Origin of the sequence: Escherichia sp. MOD1-EC6842 (assembly GCF_002965705.1) — a bacterium.
In the GTDB taxonomy this organism is placed as follows: domain Bacteria; phylum Pseudomonadota; class Gammaproteobacteria; order Enterobacterales; family Enterobacteriaceae; genus Escherichia; species Escherichia ruysiae.
On the sequence record NZ_PTRF01000002.1, the window covers coordinates 135,428 to 148,723 of the forward strand.

The 13,296-nt window shown below is 52.5% G+C and carries 14 protein-coding genes, 1 tRNA gene and 1 pseudogene; 7 read left to right on the top strand and 9 right to left on the bottom strand.

The features are described from left to right. The first annotated feature begins 244 nt into the window (after positions 1–244). Genes A7Z29_RS03605 through A7Z29_RS03620 form a run of 4 tightly spaced genes read left to right on the top strand, consistent with a single transcriptional unit; the run spans position 245 to position 4,897 of the window. Positions 245–1,912 (top strand): acyl-CoA synthetase FdrA, encoded by a 1,668-nt coding sequence (locus A7Z29_RS03605; protein WP_105289794.1) that lies wholly within the window; start codon positions 245–247, stop codon positions 1,910–1,912. A gap of 9 nt (positions 1,913–1,921) precedes the next feature. Next, entirely contained in the window at positions 1,922–3,181 is a 1,260-nt protein-coding gene (locus A7Z29_RS03610) for a YlbE family protein (protein ID WP_085460486.1), read from the top strand. A 10-nt stretch (positions 3,182–3,191) separates the two neighbouring features. Further along, complete coding sequence (locus A7Z29_RS03615; RefSeq protein ID WP_065226323.1) at positions 3,192–4,007, top strand: oxamate carbamoyltransferase subunit AllH family protein; 816 nt, start codon at positions 3,192–3,194, stop codon at positions 4,005–4,007. Further along, a complete protein-coding gene (locus tag A7Z29_RS03620) occupies positions 4,004–4,897 on the top strand; it encodes a carbamate kinase (protein ID WP_105289795.1) in 894 nt (297 codons plus the stop codon). Before A7Z29_RS03615 ends, A7Z29_RS03620 begins: the two co-directional genes overlap by 4 nt. Positions 4,898–5,033: 136 nt before the next feature. On the opposite strand, the gene purK is transcribed toward A7Z29_RS03620, so the two are convergent. The 4 genes from purK to ppiB form a co-directional block, all read right to left on the bottom strand. After that, positions 5,034–6,101, bottom strand: coding sequence for a 5-(carboxyamino)imidazole ribonucleotide synthase (gene purK / locus A7Z29_RS03625; protein WP_065226324.1), 1,068 nt, complete (start codon positions 6,099–6,101; stop codon positions 5,034–5,036). After that, complete coding sequence (gene purE, locus A7Z29_RS03630; protein ID WP_010349513.1) at positions 6,098–6,607, bottom strand: 5-(carboxyamino)imidazole ribonucleotide mutase; 510 nt, start codon at positions 6,605–6,607, stop codon at positions 6,098–6,100. The genes purK and purE overlap by 4 nt, the downstream gene beginning before the upstream one ends. A gap of 116 nt (positions 6,608–6,723) precedes the next feature. After that, complete coding sequence (lpxH, locus tag A7Z29_RS03640) at positions 6,724–7,446, bottom strand: UDP-2,3-diacylglucosamine diphosphatase (RefSeq protein WP_105289796.1); 723 nt, start codon at positions 7,444–7,446, stop codon at positions 6,724–6,726. A gap of 2 nt (positions 7,447–7,448) precedes the next feature. Continuing rightward, positions 7,449–7,943 (bottom strand): peptidylprolyl isomerase B, encoded by a 495-nt coding sequence (ppiB, locus tag A7Z29_RS03645; protein ID WP_000256002.1) that lies wholly within the window; start codon positions 7,941–7,943, stop codon positions 7,449–7,451. Between the two features lie 173 nt (positions 7,944–8,116). Here ppiB and cysS point away from each other — a divergent pair, with 173 nt between their 5' ends. Further along, positions 8,117–9,502, top strand: a complete 1,386-nt coding sequence (gene cysS, locus A7Z29_RS03650) for a cysteine--tRNA ligase (protein WP_000912349.1) — start codon at positions 8,117–8,119, stop codon at positions 9,500–9,502. A 35-nt stretch (positions 9,503–9,537) separates the two neighbouring features. On the opposite strand, the gene A7Z29_RS03655 is transcribed toward cysS, so the two are convergent. The 3 genes from A7Z29_RS03655 to folD all read right to left on the bottom strand — a co-directional run bounded on the left by A7Z29_RS03655 (position 9,538) and on the right by folD (position 11,247). Then, positions 9,538–10,059: a metal-dependent hydrolase gene (locus A7Z29_RS03655; RefSeq protein WP_065226326.1), complete on the bottom strand. Its 522-nt coding sequence runs from the start codon at positions 10,057–10,059 to the stop codon at positions 9,538–9,540. A gap of 107 nt (positions 10,060–10,166) precedes the next feature. Further along, a complete protein-coding gene (ybcJ, locus tag A7Z29_RS03660) occupies positions 10,167–10,379 on the bottom strand; it encodes a ribosome-associated protein YbcJ (RefSeq protein ID WP_000190288.1) in 213 nt (70 codons plus the stop codon). Between the two features lies 1 nt (position 10,380). Beyond that, positions 10,381–11,247 (bottom strand): bifunctional methylenetetrahydrofolate dehydrogenase/methenyltetrahydrofolate cyclohydrolase FolD, encoded by an 867-nt coding sequence (folD, locus tag A7Z29_RS03665; protein ID WP_105289797.1) that lies wholly within the window; start codon positions 11,245–11,247, stop codon positions 10,381–10,383. Between the two features lie 260 nt (positions 11,248–11,507). Here folD and A7Z29_RS03670 point away from each other — a divergent pair. Further along, positions 11,508–11,584 (top strand) — tRNA-Arg (locus tag A7Z29_RS03670). A gap of 15 nt (positions 11,585–11,599) precedes the next feature. On the opposite strand, the pseudogene A7Z29_RS03675 reads toward A7Z29_RS03670, so the two are convergent. Then, positions 11,600–11,770 (bottom strand): annotated as a pseudogene (locus A7Z29_RS03675) (integrase); the annotation flags it as partial. A gap of 94 nt (positions 11,771–11,864) precedes the next feature. Between A7Z29_RS03675 and emrE the strand changes: the two are divergent. Further along, a complete protein-coding gene (gene emrE / locus A7Z29_RS03680) occupies positions 11,865–12,197 on the top strand; it encodes a multidrug efflux SMR transporter EmrE (RefSeq protein ID WP_001070447.1) in 333 nt (110 codons plus the stop codon). Positions 12,198–12,551: 354 nt separating this feature from the next. Here emrE and A7Z29_RS03685 read toward each other — a convergent pair whose 3' ends face one another. Further along, complete coding sequence (locus A7Z29_RS03685; protein WP_105289799.1) at positions 12,552–13,226, bottom strand: hypothetical protein; 675 nt, start codon at positions 13,224–13,226, stop codon at positions 12,552–12,554. Positions 13,227–13,296 lie beyond the last annotated feature (70 nt).

The window sequence follows — 13,296 nt, forward strand, 5'->3', positions numbered from 1 at the left end:
ATCCAGACAGGCAAAAAAATATAATTAGAATTTATTTGATAATCCGCGCACTTTTGGTTTGTTTTTTAAAATAACCCTGCTTGTTAAAAATTAGCAGATAATAGTCTGGCGGTTATTTGAATTCTTTTGCTAATAATTCCCGTGTGATATTCATCACCTTATTTTTCATCGGTCATCGATACCGTAATTGACACATTAACACTGCTCGTGCAATTGCCATGGGTGCAATTTTTAAGGAGTTGTTATGATCCACGCCTTTATTAAAAAAGGGTGTTTTCAGGATTCGGTCAGTTTAATGATTATTTCACGAAAACTCAGCGAATCAGAAAATGTTGATGATGTTTCCGTAATGATGGGTACTCCCGCCAATAAAGCGTTATTAGATACCACAGGTTTCTGGCATGACGATTTTAATAACGCCACGCCGAACGATATTTGCGTGGCAATTCGTAGCGAAGCGGCGGATGCGGGGATCGCGCAGGCGATTATGCAGCAGCTTGAAGAGGCGCTAAAACAACTGGCGCAAGGTTCAGGCAGCAGCCAGGCGTTGACGCAGGTGCGTCGCTGGGACAGTGCCTGTCAGAAATTACCCGATGCCAATCTGGCGCTGATTTCAGTGGCTGGTGAGTACGCGGCGGAGCTGGCGAACCAGGCGCTGGATCGCAACCTCAACGTGATGATGTTCTCCGATAACGTCACGCTGGAAGATGAAATCCAACTCAAAACCCGCGCGCGGGAAAAAGGCTTGCTGGTGATGGGACCGGACTGCGGTACGTCGATGATTGCCGACACGCCGCTGGCTTTCGCCAATGTGATGCCGGAAGGCAATATTGGTGTCATTGGCGCTTCTGGTACAGGGATTCAGGAACTGTGCTCGCAGATTGCGCTGGCAGGGGAGGGAATTACTCACGCGATTGGTCTTGGCGGGCGCGATCTCAGTCGTGAAGTGGGCGGGATCAGTGCGCTGACGGCGCTGGAAATGTTGAGTGCCGATGCGAAAAGTGAAGTGCTGGCGTTTGTCTCTAAACCACCTGCCGAAGCCGTGCGCCTGCGTATCGTTAACGCGATGAAAGCGACGGGTAAACCGACGGTGGCGCTGTTTTTAGGTTATGCCCCGGCGGTGGCTCGTGACGAAAATATCTGGTTTGCCTCCTCGCTGGATGATGCCGCGCGTCTGGCTTGCCTGCTTTCGCGGGTCACTGCGCGACGTAACGCAATAGCGCCGGTCAGCAGCGGAGTTATTTGCGGCTTGTATACCGGTGGTACGCTGGCCGCCGAAGCGGCGGGATTACTCGCCGGGCATCCTGGCGTGGTAGCCGACGATGTCCATCATCATGGCATGATGCTGGACGCTGATGGTCACCAGATCATTGACCTGGGCGATGATTTCTACACCGTCGGGCGTCCCCATCCGATGATCGACCCGACCTTACGCAACCTGCTAATTGCCGATCTTGGCTCAAAACCACAAGTGCGCGTGTTGCTGATTGACGTAGTCATTGGCTTCGGCGCCACTGCCGATCCTGCTGCTTCATTGGTAAGCGCCTGGCAACAAGCCTGTGCCGCGCGTGAAGACAACCAACCGCTGTACGCCATTGCCACGGTGACAGGTACCGAACGTGACCCGCAATGCCGCTCGCAGCAAATCGCCATCCTGGAAGATGCGGGGATCGCGGTAGTGAGTTCGCTGCCGGAAGCCACATTACTGGCGGCGGCACTGATTCGCCCGCTTTCGCCTGCCACACTGCAACACACACCGTCATTACTGGAAAACGTCGCCGTGATTAACGCCGGATTACGCAGTTTTGCGCTGGAACTACAAGGCGCCAGCAAACCGGTCGTGCATTACCAATGGGCGCCAGTCGCTGGCGGCAATAAAAAACTGGCTCGTTTATTAGAACGTTTGCAATAAGGGGTTCCCATGTTTACATCAGTGGCGCAAGCCAATGCTGCGGTTATCGAACAAATTCGTCGCGCTCGTCCACACTGGCTGGATGTGCAACCGGCGTCTTTACTCATTAGCGAATTGAATCAGGGCAAAACACTGCTTCACGCCGGGCCGCCGATGCGCTGGCAGGAGATGACCGGACCCATGAAAGGGGCGTGCGTGGGCGCATGTCTGTTTGAAGGCTGGGCGAAAGATGAAGCGCAGGCGCTGGCAATACTGGAGCTGGGGGAAGTGAACTTCATTCCTTGTCACCATGTGAATGCCGTCGGGCCAATGGGCGGCATTACTTCTGCCAGTATGCCGATGCTGGTGGTCGAGAACGTGACCGACGGCAACCGGGCGTACTGCAACCTCAACGAAGGTATCGGCAAAGTGATGCGTTTTGGCGCTTACGGCGAAGATGTCCTGACTCGCCATCGCTGGATGCGCGATGTGTTAATGCCAGTATTAAGTGCGGCGCTGGGGCGCATGGAGCGCGGTATCGATCTCACCGCGATGATGGCGCAGGGCATTACGATGGGCGATGAGTTCCATCAACGCAATATTGCTTCCTCAGCATTGTTAATGCGTGCGCTGGCCCCACAAATTGCCCGACTCGATCATGATAAACAGCACATCGCCGAAGTGATGGATTTCCTCAGCGTGACCGATCAGTTCTTCCTCAACCTCGCGATGGCTTACTGCAAGGCGGCGATGGATGCTGGCGCGATGATCCGCGCAGGCAGCATCGTTACGGCTATGACCCGCAACGGCAATATGTTCGGGATTCGGGTAAGCGGGCTGGGTGAACGCTGGTTTACTGCGCCTGTAAACACTCCGCAAGGTCTGTTTTTCACCGGCTTCTCGCAGGAGCAGGCAAACCCGGATATGGGCGATAGCGCGATTACCGAAACCTTTGGTATTGGCGGAGCCGCAATGATCGCAGCGCCTGGCGTAACGCGCTTTGTCGGTGCGGGTGGCATGGAAGCGGCCAGAGCGGTATCTGAAGAGATGGCGGAAATTTACCTTGAACGCAATATGCAGTTGCAGATCCCAAGCTGGGATTTTCAGGGCGCGTGTCTGGGACTGGACATTCGTCGCGTGGTAGAAACCGGCATTACGCCACTCATCAATACCGGTATCGCCCATAAAGAGGCGGGGATCGGGCAGATTGGCGCAGGCACTGTGCGGGCACCGCTGGCGTGTTTTGAACAGGCGCTGGAAGCACTGGCTGAAAGCATGGGGATTGGTTGAGGAACGTGCAATGACGATCATCCATCCTCTGCTTGCCAGCCGTAGCGCACCGAATTATCGCCAGTCCTGGCGGTTAGCGGGAGTGTGGCGACGGGCGATTAACCTGATGACGGAAAGCGGCGAACTGTTAACGCTGCATCGTCAGGGTAGTGGTTTCGGCCCCGGAGGATGGGTGCTTCGCCGCGCGCAATTCGATGCGTTATGCGGTGGATTATGCGGCAATGAACGACCACAGGTTGTGGCTCAAGGGATTCGCCTCGGGCGTTTCACGGTTAAACAGCCACAGCGTTATTGTTTGCTGCGTATTACGCCGCCTGCACATCCTCAACCGCTTGCCGCTGCATGGATGCAACGCGCGGAGGAAACCGGGCTTTTCGGGCCACTGGCGATGGCGACAAGCGATCCGCTGCCTGCTGAATTACGCCAGTTTCGTCACTGTTTTCAGGCCGCGCTCAATGGCATTAAGACCGACTGGCGGCACTGGCTGGGTAAAGGCCCCGGATTAACGCCGAGTCATGATGACACGCTGAGCGGAATGCTGCTGGCGGCCTGGTATTATGGCGCTTTAGATGCGTGCTCCGGTCGCCCGTTTTTTGCCTGTTCCAACAATCTTCAACTCGTTACCACAGCGGTGAGCGTCAGTTATTTACGTTATGCCGCGCAAGGATATTTCGCCTCGCCACTCCTGCACTTTGTTCATGCTCTGAGTTGCCCGAAACGTACCGCTGTTGCGATTGATTCGCTGCTGGCGCTGGGGCATACGTCAGGGGCAGATACGCTGCTGGGGTTCTGGCTTGGCCAACAATTATTACAAGGAAAACCATGAAAACACTGGTTGTAGCTCTTGGGGGCAATGCCTTGCTTCAGCGCGGTGAGGCGCTGACGGCAGAAAATCAATATCGCAATATCGCCAGTGCTGTACCTGCGCTGGCGCGCCTGGCCCGTTCTTATCGGCTGGCGATTGTTCACGGCAACGGGCCGCAGGTGGGGCTGCTGGCGTTACAGAATCTGGCGTGGAAAGAGGTAGAACCGTATCCGCTGGATGTGCTGGTGGCGGAAAGCCAGGGGATGATTGGCTATATGCTGGCGCAGAGTTTGAGCGCACAGCCGCAGATGCCGCCTGTCACGACGGTGCTGACGCGCATTGAGGTTTCGCCGGATGATCCGGCGTTTTTGCAGCCAGAGAAGTTTATTGGTCCGGTTTATCAGCCAGAAGAACAAGAGGCACTGGAAGCGGCTTACGGCTGGCATATGAAACGTGATGGTAAATATTTGCGCCGGGTGGTGGCGTCTCCGCAACCGCGTAAAATTCTCGACAGCGAAGCCATCGAGTTGTTGCTCAAAGAGGGGCATGTGGTGATTTGCAGTGGCGGCGGTGGTGTGCCTGTGACGGAAGACGGGGCTGGGAGTGAAGCGGTGATTGATAAAGATCTCGCCGCTGCGTTGCTCGCCGAGCAGATTAATGCCGATGGACTGGTGATCCTCACCGATGCTGATGCGGTATATGAAAACTGGGGAACGCCGCAGCAACGTGCCATTCGCCATGCCACACCGGATGAGTTAGCTCCATTTGCCAAAGCCGATGGTTCGATGGGGCCGAAGGTAACGGCGGTGAGTGGCTATGTCAGAAGCCGTGGTAAACCCGCGTGGATTGGGGCGTTATCGCGGATTGAAGAGACTCTGGCGGGCGAAGCGGGGACCTGTATTTCGCTGTAGTGATGAGAGCATCCGGCAATCGGCGCACCATGCCTGATGCGACGCTTGACGCGTCTTATCAGGCCTACAATGGGTACCGGAGCGGTAAGCCGGATAAGGCGTTCACGCCGAATCCGGCAAGAATATGAGCACCAGGTTAATTGAACTTACTCTGCGCCCACATCACGCCGCTGGCATACTCTGGCGGCAGCAGCGGGATTAAGGCTTCCAGCGTCGCGGTCAGACGCGATGTGTCGCTGTCGGTCAAATTCAGATGCCCCACTTTACGCCCCGGACGGACTTCTTTGTCGTACCAGTGCAGATGCACCAGCGGCAGTTTCAGCCAGTCATAATTCACATCGCTACCAATCAGGTTGATCATCACCGACGGACTATTCACTACCGGTTGCGGTAACGGCAGATCGGTAATCGCCCGCAGATGCAGCTCAAACTGGCTGATGCTGGCACCGTTTTGTGTCCAGTGACCGCTGTTATGCACACGCGGAGCCAGTTCGTTGATCAGCAGACCTTGCGGGGTGACAAAACACTCCATCGCCATCACGCCCACATAGCCCAGCTCCTGCATAATCGCCGACAGCATCTCTTCGGCCTGCGCCTGCTGCTGCGCGTTGGCCTGCGGGAAAGCGACGCTGGTGCGCAAAATACCGTCCTGATGCAGGTTATGCGTCAGCGGATAAAACACGGTGCTACCATCAAAGCCGCGCGCGCCAACCAGCGACACTTCGCCAGAGAAGTTAATGCCCTGCTCGACAATACATTCGCCGTAACACTCTGCCGGTAACTGTTCGGTTTCATTGGCGCGTAAACGCCATTGACCGCGACCGTCATAGCCACCAGTGCGACGCTTAACAATCGCCAGTTCACCTAAACGATCAAACACCGCAGGCCACTCGCTGCGATCGGCAAGTAACTGCCACGGCGCGGTCGGCAGGTGGAGCTTATCGAAAAGCTGCTTCTGAGTCAGACGGTCGGCAATAATCGGGAACACATCGCGGTTCACAAAGGCCGGATGGCGCGCCAGCTCGCGGGTTAATGCAGTTTCCGGCCAGCGTTCGATCTCAGCGGTAATCACGCTTTGTTGAAAAGGCACCGCCGCCGGTTCAGCGTCCAGCCCGACCGGCCAGACAGCAATGCCTAACGGTTCGCCTGCCTGACGCAGCATACGGCCTAACTGCCCGTTACCGAGGACGCAAACCTGTTTCATGCCGCACCTCGCGGGTCCGGGTTTTCCAGCACTTCGTCGGTCTGGGCTTTACGCCAGTCATTCAGACGCTGGTGCAGTTCTTTATCATGAGTCGCAAGAATTTGTGCTGCCAGTAACGCCGCGTTTGCCGCGCCAGCTTTACCAATCGCCAGCGTACCCACCGGAATGCCGCGCGGCATTTGTACGATGGAGTAGAGACTATCGACACCGCTCAGTGCGGCGCTCTGTACTGGCACGCCCAGCACTGGCACCAGCGTTTTGGCGGCAATCATGCCTGGCAGATGCGCTGCGCCGCCTGCGCCCGCAATAATCACCTGATAACCGCTTTCTTCGGCGCTTTCGGCGAAGCTGAACAGTTTATCGGGGGTGCGGTGAGCAGAAACCACTTCAACGTGGTGCGGGACATTCAGGATTTCGAAGATTTCGGCGGCGAACTGCATGGTAGCCCAGTCGCTTTTGGACCCCATCACGATGGCGACACGCGCCGGATTATTGCGGGAAGACATGCGTCTAAAAACTCCTGTGGTGCACAACTCTCGGCTTTAGAGGGCACAGAGAATAGCACGGAAAGAGAGCAAGGAAAACGGTTGCGTGGCTGTGGAATCAGCAAACTTGTGCGTTATTAAAACGGGAAATGGATTAGCTCAACGTCATCCGCCGTGACTTTCACCATCGAACCTTCGGTATGCCAGGCACCCAGCACCACGCGAAAAGCAGGTTGCTGATTGGCGATGAATTCATGCACCGCCGGGCGATGCGTATGCCCGTGGATCAGCCATTGCACCTGATGTTTTTCCATCGCACTGACCACCGCGTTTTGGTTAACGTCCATGATCGCCAGCGATTTGCTGCTGTTGGCTTCTTTACTGTTCGCTCGCATTCGTGCGGCAATGCGTTTGCGTACAAACAACGGCAGGGTGAGGAACAGTGTTTGCAGCCACGGTTTGTGGACTTTGGCGCGAAAAGCCTGATAACCCGCATCATCGGTGCACAGCGTGTCGCCATGCATAATAAGCACCCGACGACCATAAAGTTCGAGCACCTTTTCTTGCGGCAATAACGTCATGCCGCTTTCACGGGCAAAGCGTTTGCCGAGCAGAAAATCACGGTTGCCATGAATGAAATAACAGGGAACACCGGAATCGGACACCGCTTTGATCGCTGCCGCCATCTGGCGATGGAGTGGGTTGGGATCGTCGTCGCCAATCCACGCTTCAAACAGATCGCCAAGAACATACAGCGCGTCGGCCTTGCGGGCTTCCCCCGCTAAAAAACGCAGAAAACCGGCGGTGATCGCCGGTTCTTCCGCGCAGAGATGAAGATCTGCAATAAAGAGTGTCGCCACGATTACTCGCTAACGGTCACGCTTTCAATGATAACGTCTTCTTTTGGCACGTCCTGGTGCATACCGCTACGACCGGTTGCAACACCTTTGATTTTGTCTACCACGTCCATGCCTTCAACCACTTCAGCAAACACGCAGTAGCCCCAACCTTGCAGGCTTTCGCCAGAGAAGTTCAGGAAGTCGTTATCAACCACGTTGATGAAGAACTGTGCAGTTGCAGAGTGCGGTGCCTGAGTACGGGCCATTGCCAGCGTACCACGGGTATTTTTCAGGCCGTTGTTGGCTTCGTTTTTGATCGGTTCTTTGGTAGCTTTTTGTTTCATGCCCGGTTCAAAACCGCCGCCCTGAATCATAAAACCGTTGATAACACGGTGGAAAATGGTGTTGTTGTAAAAACCTTCGCGGCAGTAGTCCAGGAAGTTTTTAACTGTTTCAGGTGCTTTATCGTCAAAAGTTTTGATGACAATATCGCCGTGATTGGTGTGGAAAGTAACCATTTTTGCATCCTGTTCCGTTTGATTGGTGCTTCAACCCGGTTCGGGTCATATATAGGGTGGTGTTATAGCATAACCGCACGATCGGATCATCTCGCAATGTATGCTGAATCGCGCGGGAAATATGGGTATTATACGCAACTCAATTACCCACACATGTCTAAACGGAATCTTCGATGCTAAAAATCTTCAATACTCTGACACGCCAAAAAGAGGAATTTAAGCCTATTCACGCCGGGGAAGTCGGCATGTACGTGTGTGGAATCACCGTTTACGACCTCTGTCATATCGGTCACGGGCGTACCTTTGTTGCCTTTGACGTGGTTGCACGCTACCTGCGTTTCCTCGGCTACAAGCTGAAGTATGTGCGCAACATTACCGATATCGACGATAAAATCATCAAACGCGCCAATGAAAATGGCGAAAGCTTTGTGGCGCTGGTGGATCGCATGATCGCCGAAATGCACAAAGATTTTGATGCTTTGAACATTCTGCGCCCGGATATGGAGCCACGCGCGACGCACCATATCGCAGAAATTATTGAACTCACTGAGCAACTGATCGCCAAAGGTCACGCTTATGTGGCGGACAACGGCGACGTGATGTTCGACGTACCGACCGATCCAACTTATGGCGTGCTGTCGCGTCAGGATCTTGACCAGCTGCAGGCAGGCGCGCGCGTTGACGTGGTCGACGACAAACGCAACCCGATGGACTTCGTTCTGTGGAAGATGTCTAAAGAGGGCGAACCAAGCTGGCCGTCTCCGTGGGGCGCGGGTCGCCCAGGCTGGCACATTGAGTGTTCAGCAATGAACTGCAAACAGTTGGGTAACCACTTTGATATCCATGGTGGCGGTTCTGACCTGATGTTCCCGCACCACGAGAACGAAATTGCCCAGTCCACCTGTGCCCATGATGGTCAGTATGTAAACTACTGGATGCACTCCGGCATGGTGATGGTTGACCGCGAGAAGATGTCCAAATCGCTGGGTAACTTCTTTACCGTGCGCGATGTGCTGAAATACTACGACGCGGAAACCGTGCGTTACTTCCTGATGTCGGGACACTATCGCAGCCAGCTGAACTACAGCGAAGAGAACCTGAAGCAGGCGCGTGCGGCGCTGGAGCGTCTCTACACTGCCCTGCGCGGCACAGACAAAACCGTTGCTCCTGCCGGTGGCGAAGCGTTTGAAGCGCGCTTTATTGAAGCGATGGACGACGATTTCAACACCCCGGAAGCCTATTCCGTACTGTTTGATATGGCGCGTGAAGTAAACCGTCTGAAAGCAGAAGATATGACAGCGGCGAATGCAATGGCATCTCACCTGCGTAAACTTTCCGCTGTATTGGGCCTGCTGGAGCAAGAACCGGAAGCGTTCCTGCAAAGCGGCGCGCAGGCAGACGACAGCGAAGTGGCTGAGATTGAAGCGTTAATTCAACAGCGTCTGGATGCCCGTAAAGCGAAAGACTGGGCGGCGGCAGATGCGGCGCGTGACCGTCTTAACGAGATGGGGATCGTGCTGGAAGATGGCCCGCAAGGGACCACCTGGCGTCGTAAGTAATTGCGCTATTGCCGGATGCGAGTTTTCGCATCCGGTTATCGTCTGCGCCACCACAACATTCCCATCAGTAGCATCCCCGGCAACCACACCCACATCAATTCAGAAATAATCACCTGATGCCCGTACGGCGTGGTGTAACGAGACAATGCAAACGGCGCGACTTTAATCACCTGCCAGGGAGCGAAAAAGCGTTCATCTGACCACGGCCACAGCCAGCCAACCCCTTTACCGCCAGTGGTTACCGAATCCAGCAAGCTGTGCGATAGCAACGAGACGGTTAAAAACAGCCAGCAGCGAATCAGCCCAGCCCTGAACCATCGGCGTCCAATCAGCACACATAACAGCGGGACAACAAACGCAAACACCAGCGAATGGGTAAACCCGCGATGACCAAAAACATTGCCGTAAGCAATGCCAAATTTAAACGACAATACGTCGGCGTCGGGCAGCATCGCCAGGATGATTCCGGCAAATAACAGACGCGGAGGGATGACTTTCGAACCCAACCCTAAACCAATGCATAGGGGAACGGCGGCGTGCGTAATAACGGTTGGCATGATGGTCGCTTCGGCAAAATGTCGATGCTATCAGCATGGATGAACGGGGCGTAGAGGGCAAAAGTCTGAAAAGAGAACCGGCCTGTTGATACAGGCCGGGAAAGGGATCAGGCAACAACCTGTACGCTGTGACCTGCAAAACTCACTGTCTGACCGGCGACGATTTTGCAGCGTTTGCGCGTTTCAACCGCGCCGTCGACTTTCACCTGGCCTTCGGCAATCGCGATTTTCGCCTGCGCGCCGCTTTCGCTCCAGCCTTCCAGTTTCAGCAAGTCGCACAGCTCAACGTGCGGATGTTTACCTAAAGAAAATGTCGCCATGTTACTCATCCTGTGGATCATGATATTCAACGCACGCCTGTAGCGTGTTTTCAATCAGCGTGGCAACCGTCATCGGGCCAACGCCGCCGGGAACAGGCGTAATGTATGAGGCGCGTTTAGCCGCGTCTTCAAACACGACGTCGCCCACAACTTTGCCATTTTCCAGACGGTTGATGCCAACATCAATCACAATTGCGCCTTCTTTGATCCAGTCACCGGGAATAAAACCTGGCTTACCGACGGCAACAATCAACAGATCGGCATTTTCTACGTGATGACGCAGATTTTTAGTGAAGCGGTGAGTCACGGTAGTGGTGCAACCTGCGAGCAACAGTTCCATGCTCATTGGACGACCGACGATATTCGATGCGCCAATCACCACGGCGTTGAGGCCGAAGGTATCAATGTTGTAACGCTCAAGCAGCGTGACGATACCGCGCGGGGTGCAGGGACGCAGACGCGGCGCGCGCTGGCACAGACGACCGACGTTGTAAGGATGGAAACCGTCCACGTCTTTGTCCGGATGAATACGTTCCAGCACTTTGACGTTATCAATACCCGCCGGTAACGGCAGTTGAACCAGAATGCCATCGATGGTGTTGTCGGCATTCAGCGCATCGATAAGCTCCAACAGCTCCGCTTCGCTGGTGGTTTCCGGGAGGTCATAAGAGCGGGAGACGAACCCGACTTCTTCACAAGCCTTGCGTTTGCTTGCGACATAAATTTGCGATGCAGGGTTACTACCCACCAGCACAACGGCCAGTCCTGGTGCCCGCAGTTCGGCTGCAATACGCGCCTGAACTTTTTGAGCAACTTCAGAGCGCACCTGCTGCGCAATCGTTTTACCGTCAATAATCTTTGCTGCCATCAGAGAGAGGATTCCATCTGTTACGTAGGTCGAAGGGGATGCGCCTATTTTGTCAGAAGCGGGGCGCGCTGTCAGGTTTCGTTTTCTGAAAAGTAAAACCTTCTGTACCTGGCGATAATGATAACCGTCGTTGGTTTGCCGCTGTGGCGAGGTAAATCAGATGCGGTCGTACACTTGTTCAGCAACCGGTTCAAAAGCCATTGACTCAGCAAGGGTTGACCGTATAATTCACGCAATTACACACACATTGTGGTATCAATGCGCCCTTAGCTCAGTTGGATAGAGCAACGACCTTCTAAGTCGTGGGCCGCAGGTTCGAATCCTGCAGGGCGCGCCATTAAAATTCAATCAGTTACGCCTTCTTTACCTCCTCCATAATTCCAGAGTGGGACATATCTGGGACATCATCACCAAAGATGTCGTCTATTTTCCTCGCGTGCTCTGTCAAATGATTAGGCGCAAGGTGAGCATAACTACGCACCATTTCTATGGGTTCCCATCCGCCCATTTCCTGAAGCACTGATGAAGAACATCAATGAATGCACCAGAATGAATCCGGTGAGTTAAGTTCAAACTGTAGTACAATTCGCTCCGGTATTAACAGGAAAGAATATGCTATGAACCCTTATATTTATCTTGGTGGCGCAATACTTGCAGAAGTCATTGGTACAACTTTAATGAAGTTTTCAGAGGGTTTTACACGGTTATGGCCCTCTGTTGGTACAATTATTTGTTACTGTGCATCATTCTGGTTATTAGCTCAGACGCTGGCTTATATTCCTACAGGGATTGCTTATGCTATCTGGTCAGGAGTCGGTATCGTCCTGATTAGTTTACTGTCCTGGGGATTTTTCAGCCAACGGTTGGATCTGCCAGCCATTATAGGCATGATGTTGATTTGTGCCGGAGTGTTGGTAATTAACTTATTGTCACGAAGTGCACCACATTAAAAATAATTACTTTTGAATCGAGTGAAATATGGCAGTCCGTATGTTTATATGGGCTGCTTTTTTATACTGCGGGTAAATTTTTTTTGGCAAGTGGAGTAGGGGATTACCTCATTTGCGTTTTGAACAGTAGCAATAAAGTTTTCGGTGAGAAATTCTGTCGACATTTTATGATTAAATGGTTTATAGCAATATAAAAATAAACTCTTAAGTCTGTTTATTTTGTTAAGCTCATACACATCGTAAATAAAAATGAGAACCACCCGCTGAACGGGTGGTTATGCGTAAGTTTAATTTTATAATTTCAGTGAATGTTTACGCTGTAATAATACAAATGATAGTGGACAAAAAGCACAATCAGTTGATAGATTCACCGTAGGATGCGACTGCCTGAGCGGTGAATCCCCCGATCAATACCTGCCTGACTCCATCATTTTCCAGCCAATAATAAGTATTATTTTCTTTATTAAAAGCGTAAATTCTACAAATACCGCCAGGCTCATTATTTGTATTCCATCCACTATTAGCTACATTGCCCCACTCCTGGTAAAGACCTGCGTTAACTTCTCGCGAGATAATATGACCTGAATTATGATCATTATAATCGTAACTATCGATATCCTGCGCTTCAGGAAATTCTCCGTTCATGCTCTCAACCCATGATAAAATCTTTTGAATTGAATCATAAGTTTCAATACTGTATTTAAAAAAACGCTTAACAGTAAAAATATAAATACCGGCAGTTTTGTTCGTTGATTTATCAGTGGCGAAAATAGCAAAAATCTTCCCAATACACTTTTCGTCAACGTCAGGAAAAGTCACTGTGCCATCTTGACTGACCGCCAGAACATTATTGTCTGCATCAGTGCTACAGCTCCATTTTACTTTGCCATTATTAACTGGGTCATTATCAATAACCATCTTAAAGGTGGCGCCTGGAAACAAGCAGTTAGGAAAATGGTAACCATTCTTCATATCATTGTTAATATCATAGATATGGTTGTCAACTAAAACGCCTGTAATTTTACTCATCTTTGACTCTCTTTGTTTATTAAATAAAAGGTTTTATTCCTGTGTAAAGGAATATGCTGATGTTATTGCA

What these genes read in the sequence shown, in the direction of transcription:
- A7Z29_RS03655 (WP_065226326.1), bottom strand. Translation starts at nt 10,059, where the DNA reads ATGCCAACCGTTATTACGCACGCCGCCGTTCCCCTATGCATTGGTTTA.
- A7Z29_RS03685 (WP_105289799.1), bottom strand. Translation starts at nt 13,226, where the DNA reads ATGAGTAAAATTACAGGCGTTTTAGTTGACAACCATATCTATGATATT.
- A7Z29_RS03605 (WP_105289794.1), top strand. Translation starts at nt 245, where the DNA reads ATGATCCACGCCTTTATTAAAAAAGGGTGTTTTCAGGATTCGGTCAGT.
- A7Z29_RS03610 (WP_085460486.1), top strand. Translation starts at nt 1,922, where the DNA reads ATGTTTACATCAGTGGCGCAAGCCAATGCTGCGGTTATCGAACAAATT.
- purE (WP_010349513.1), bottom strand. Translation starts at nt 6,607, where the DNA reads ATGTCTTCCCGCAATAATCCGGCGCGTGTCGCCATCGTGATGGGGTCC.
- folD (WP_105289797.1), bottom strand. Translation starts at nt 11,247, where the DNA reads ATGGCAGCAAAGATTATTGACGGTAAAACGATTGCGCAGCAGGTGCGC.
- purK (WP_065226324.1), bottom strand. Translation starts at nt 6,101, where the DNA reads ATGAAACAGGTTTGCGTCCTCGGTAACGGGCAGTTAGGCCGTATGCTG.
- emrE (WP_001070447.1), top strand. Translation starts at nt 11,865, where the DNA reads ATGAACCCTTATATTTATCTTGGTGGCGCAATACTTGCAGAAGTCATT.
- A7Z29_RS03620 (WP_105289795.1), top strand. Translation starts at nt 4,004, where the DNA reads ATGAAAACACTGGTTGTAGCTCTTGGGGGCAATGCCTTGCTTCAGCGC.
- ybcJ (WP_000190288.1), bottom strand. Translation starts at nt 10,379, where the DNA reads ATGGCGACATTTTCTTTAGGTAAACATCCGCACGTTGAGCTGTGCGAC.
- A7Z29_RS03615 (WP_065226323.1), top strand. Translation starts at nt 3,192, where the DNA reads ATGACGATCATCCATCCTCTGCTTGCCAGCCGTAGCGCACCGAATTAT.
- cysS (WP_000912349.1), top strand. Translation starts at nt 8,117, where the DNA reads ATGCTAAAAATCTTCAATACTCTGACACGCCAAAAAGAGGAATTTAAG.
- ppiB (WP_000256002.1), bottom strand. Translation starts at nt 7,943, where the DNA reads ATGGTTACTTTCCACACCAATCACGGCGATATTGTCATCAAAACTTTT.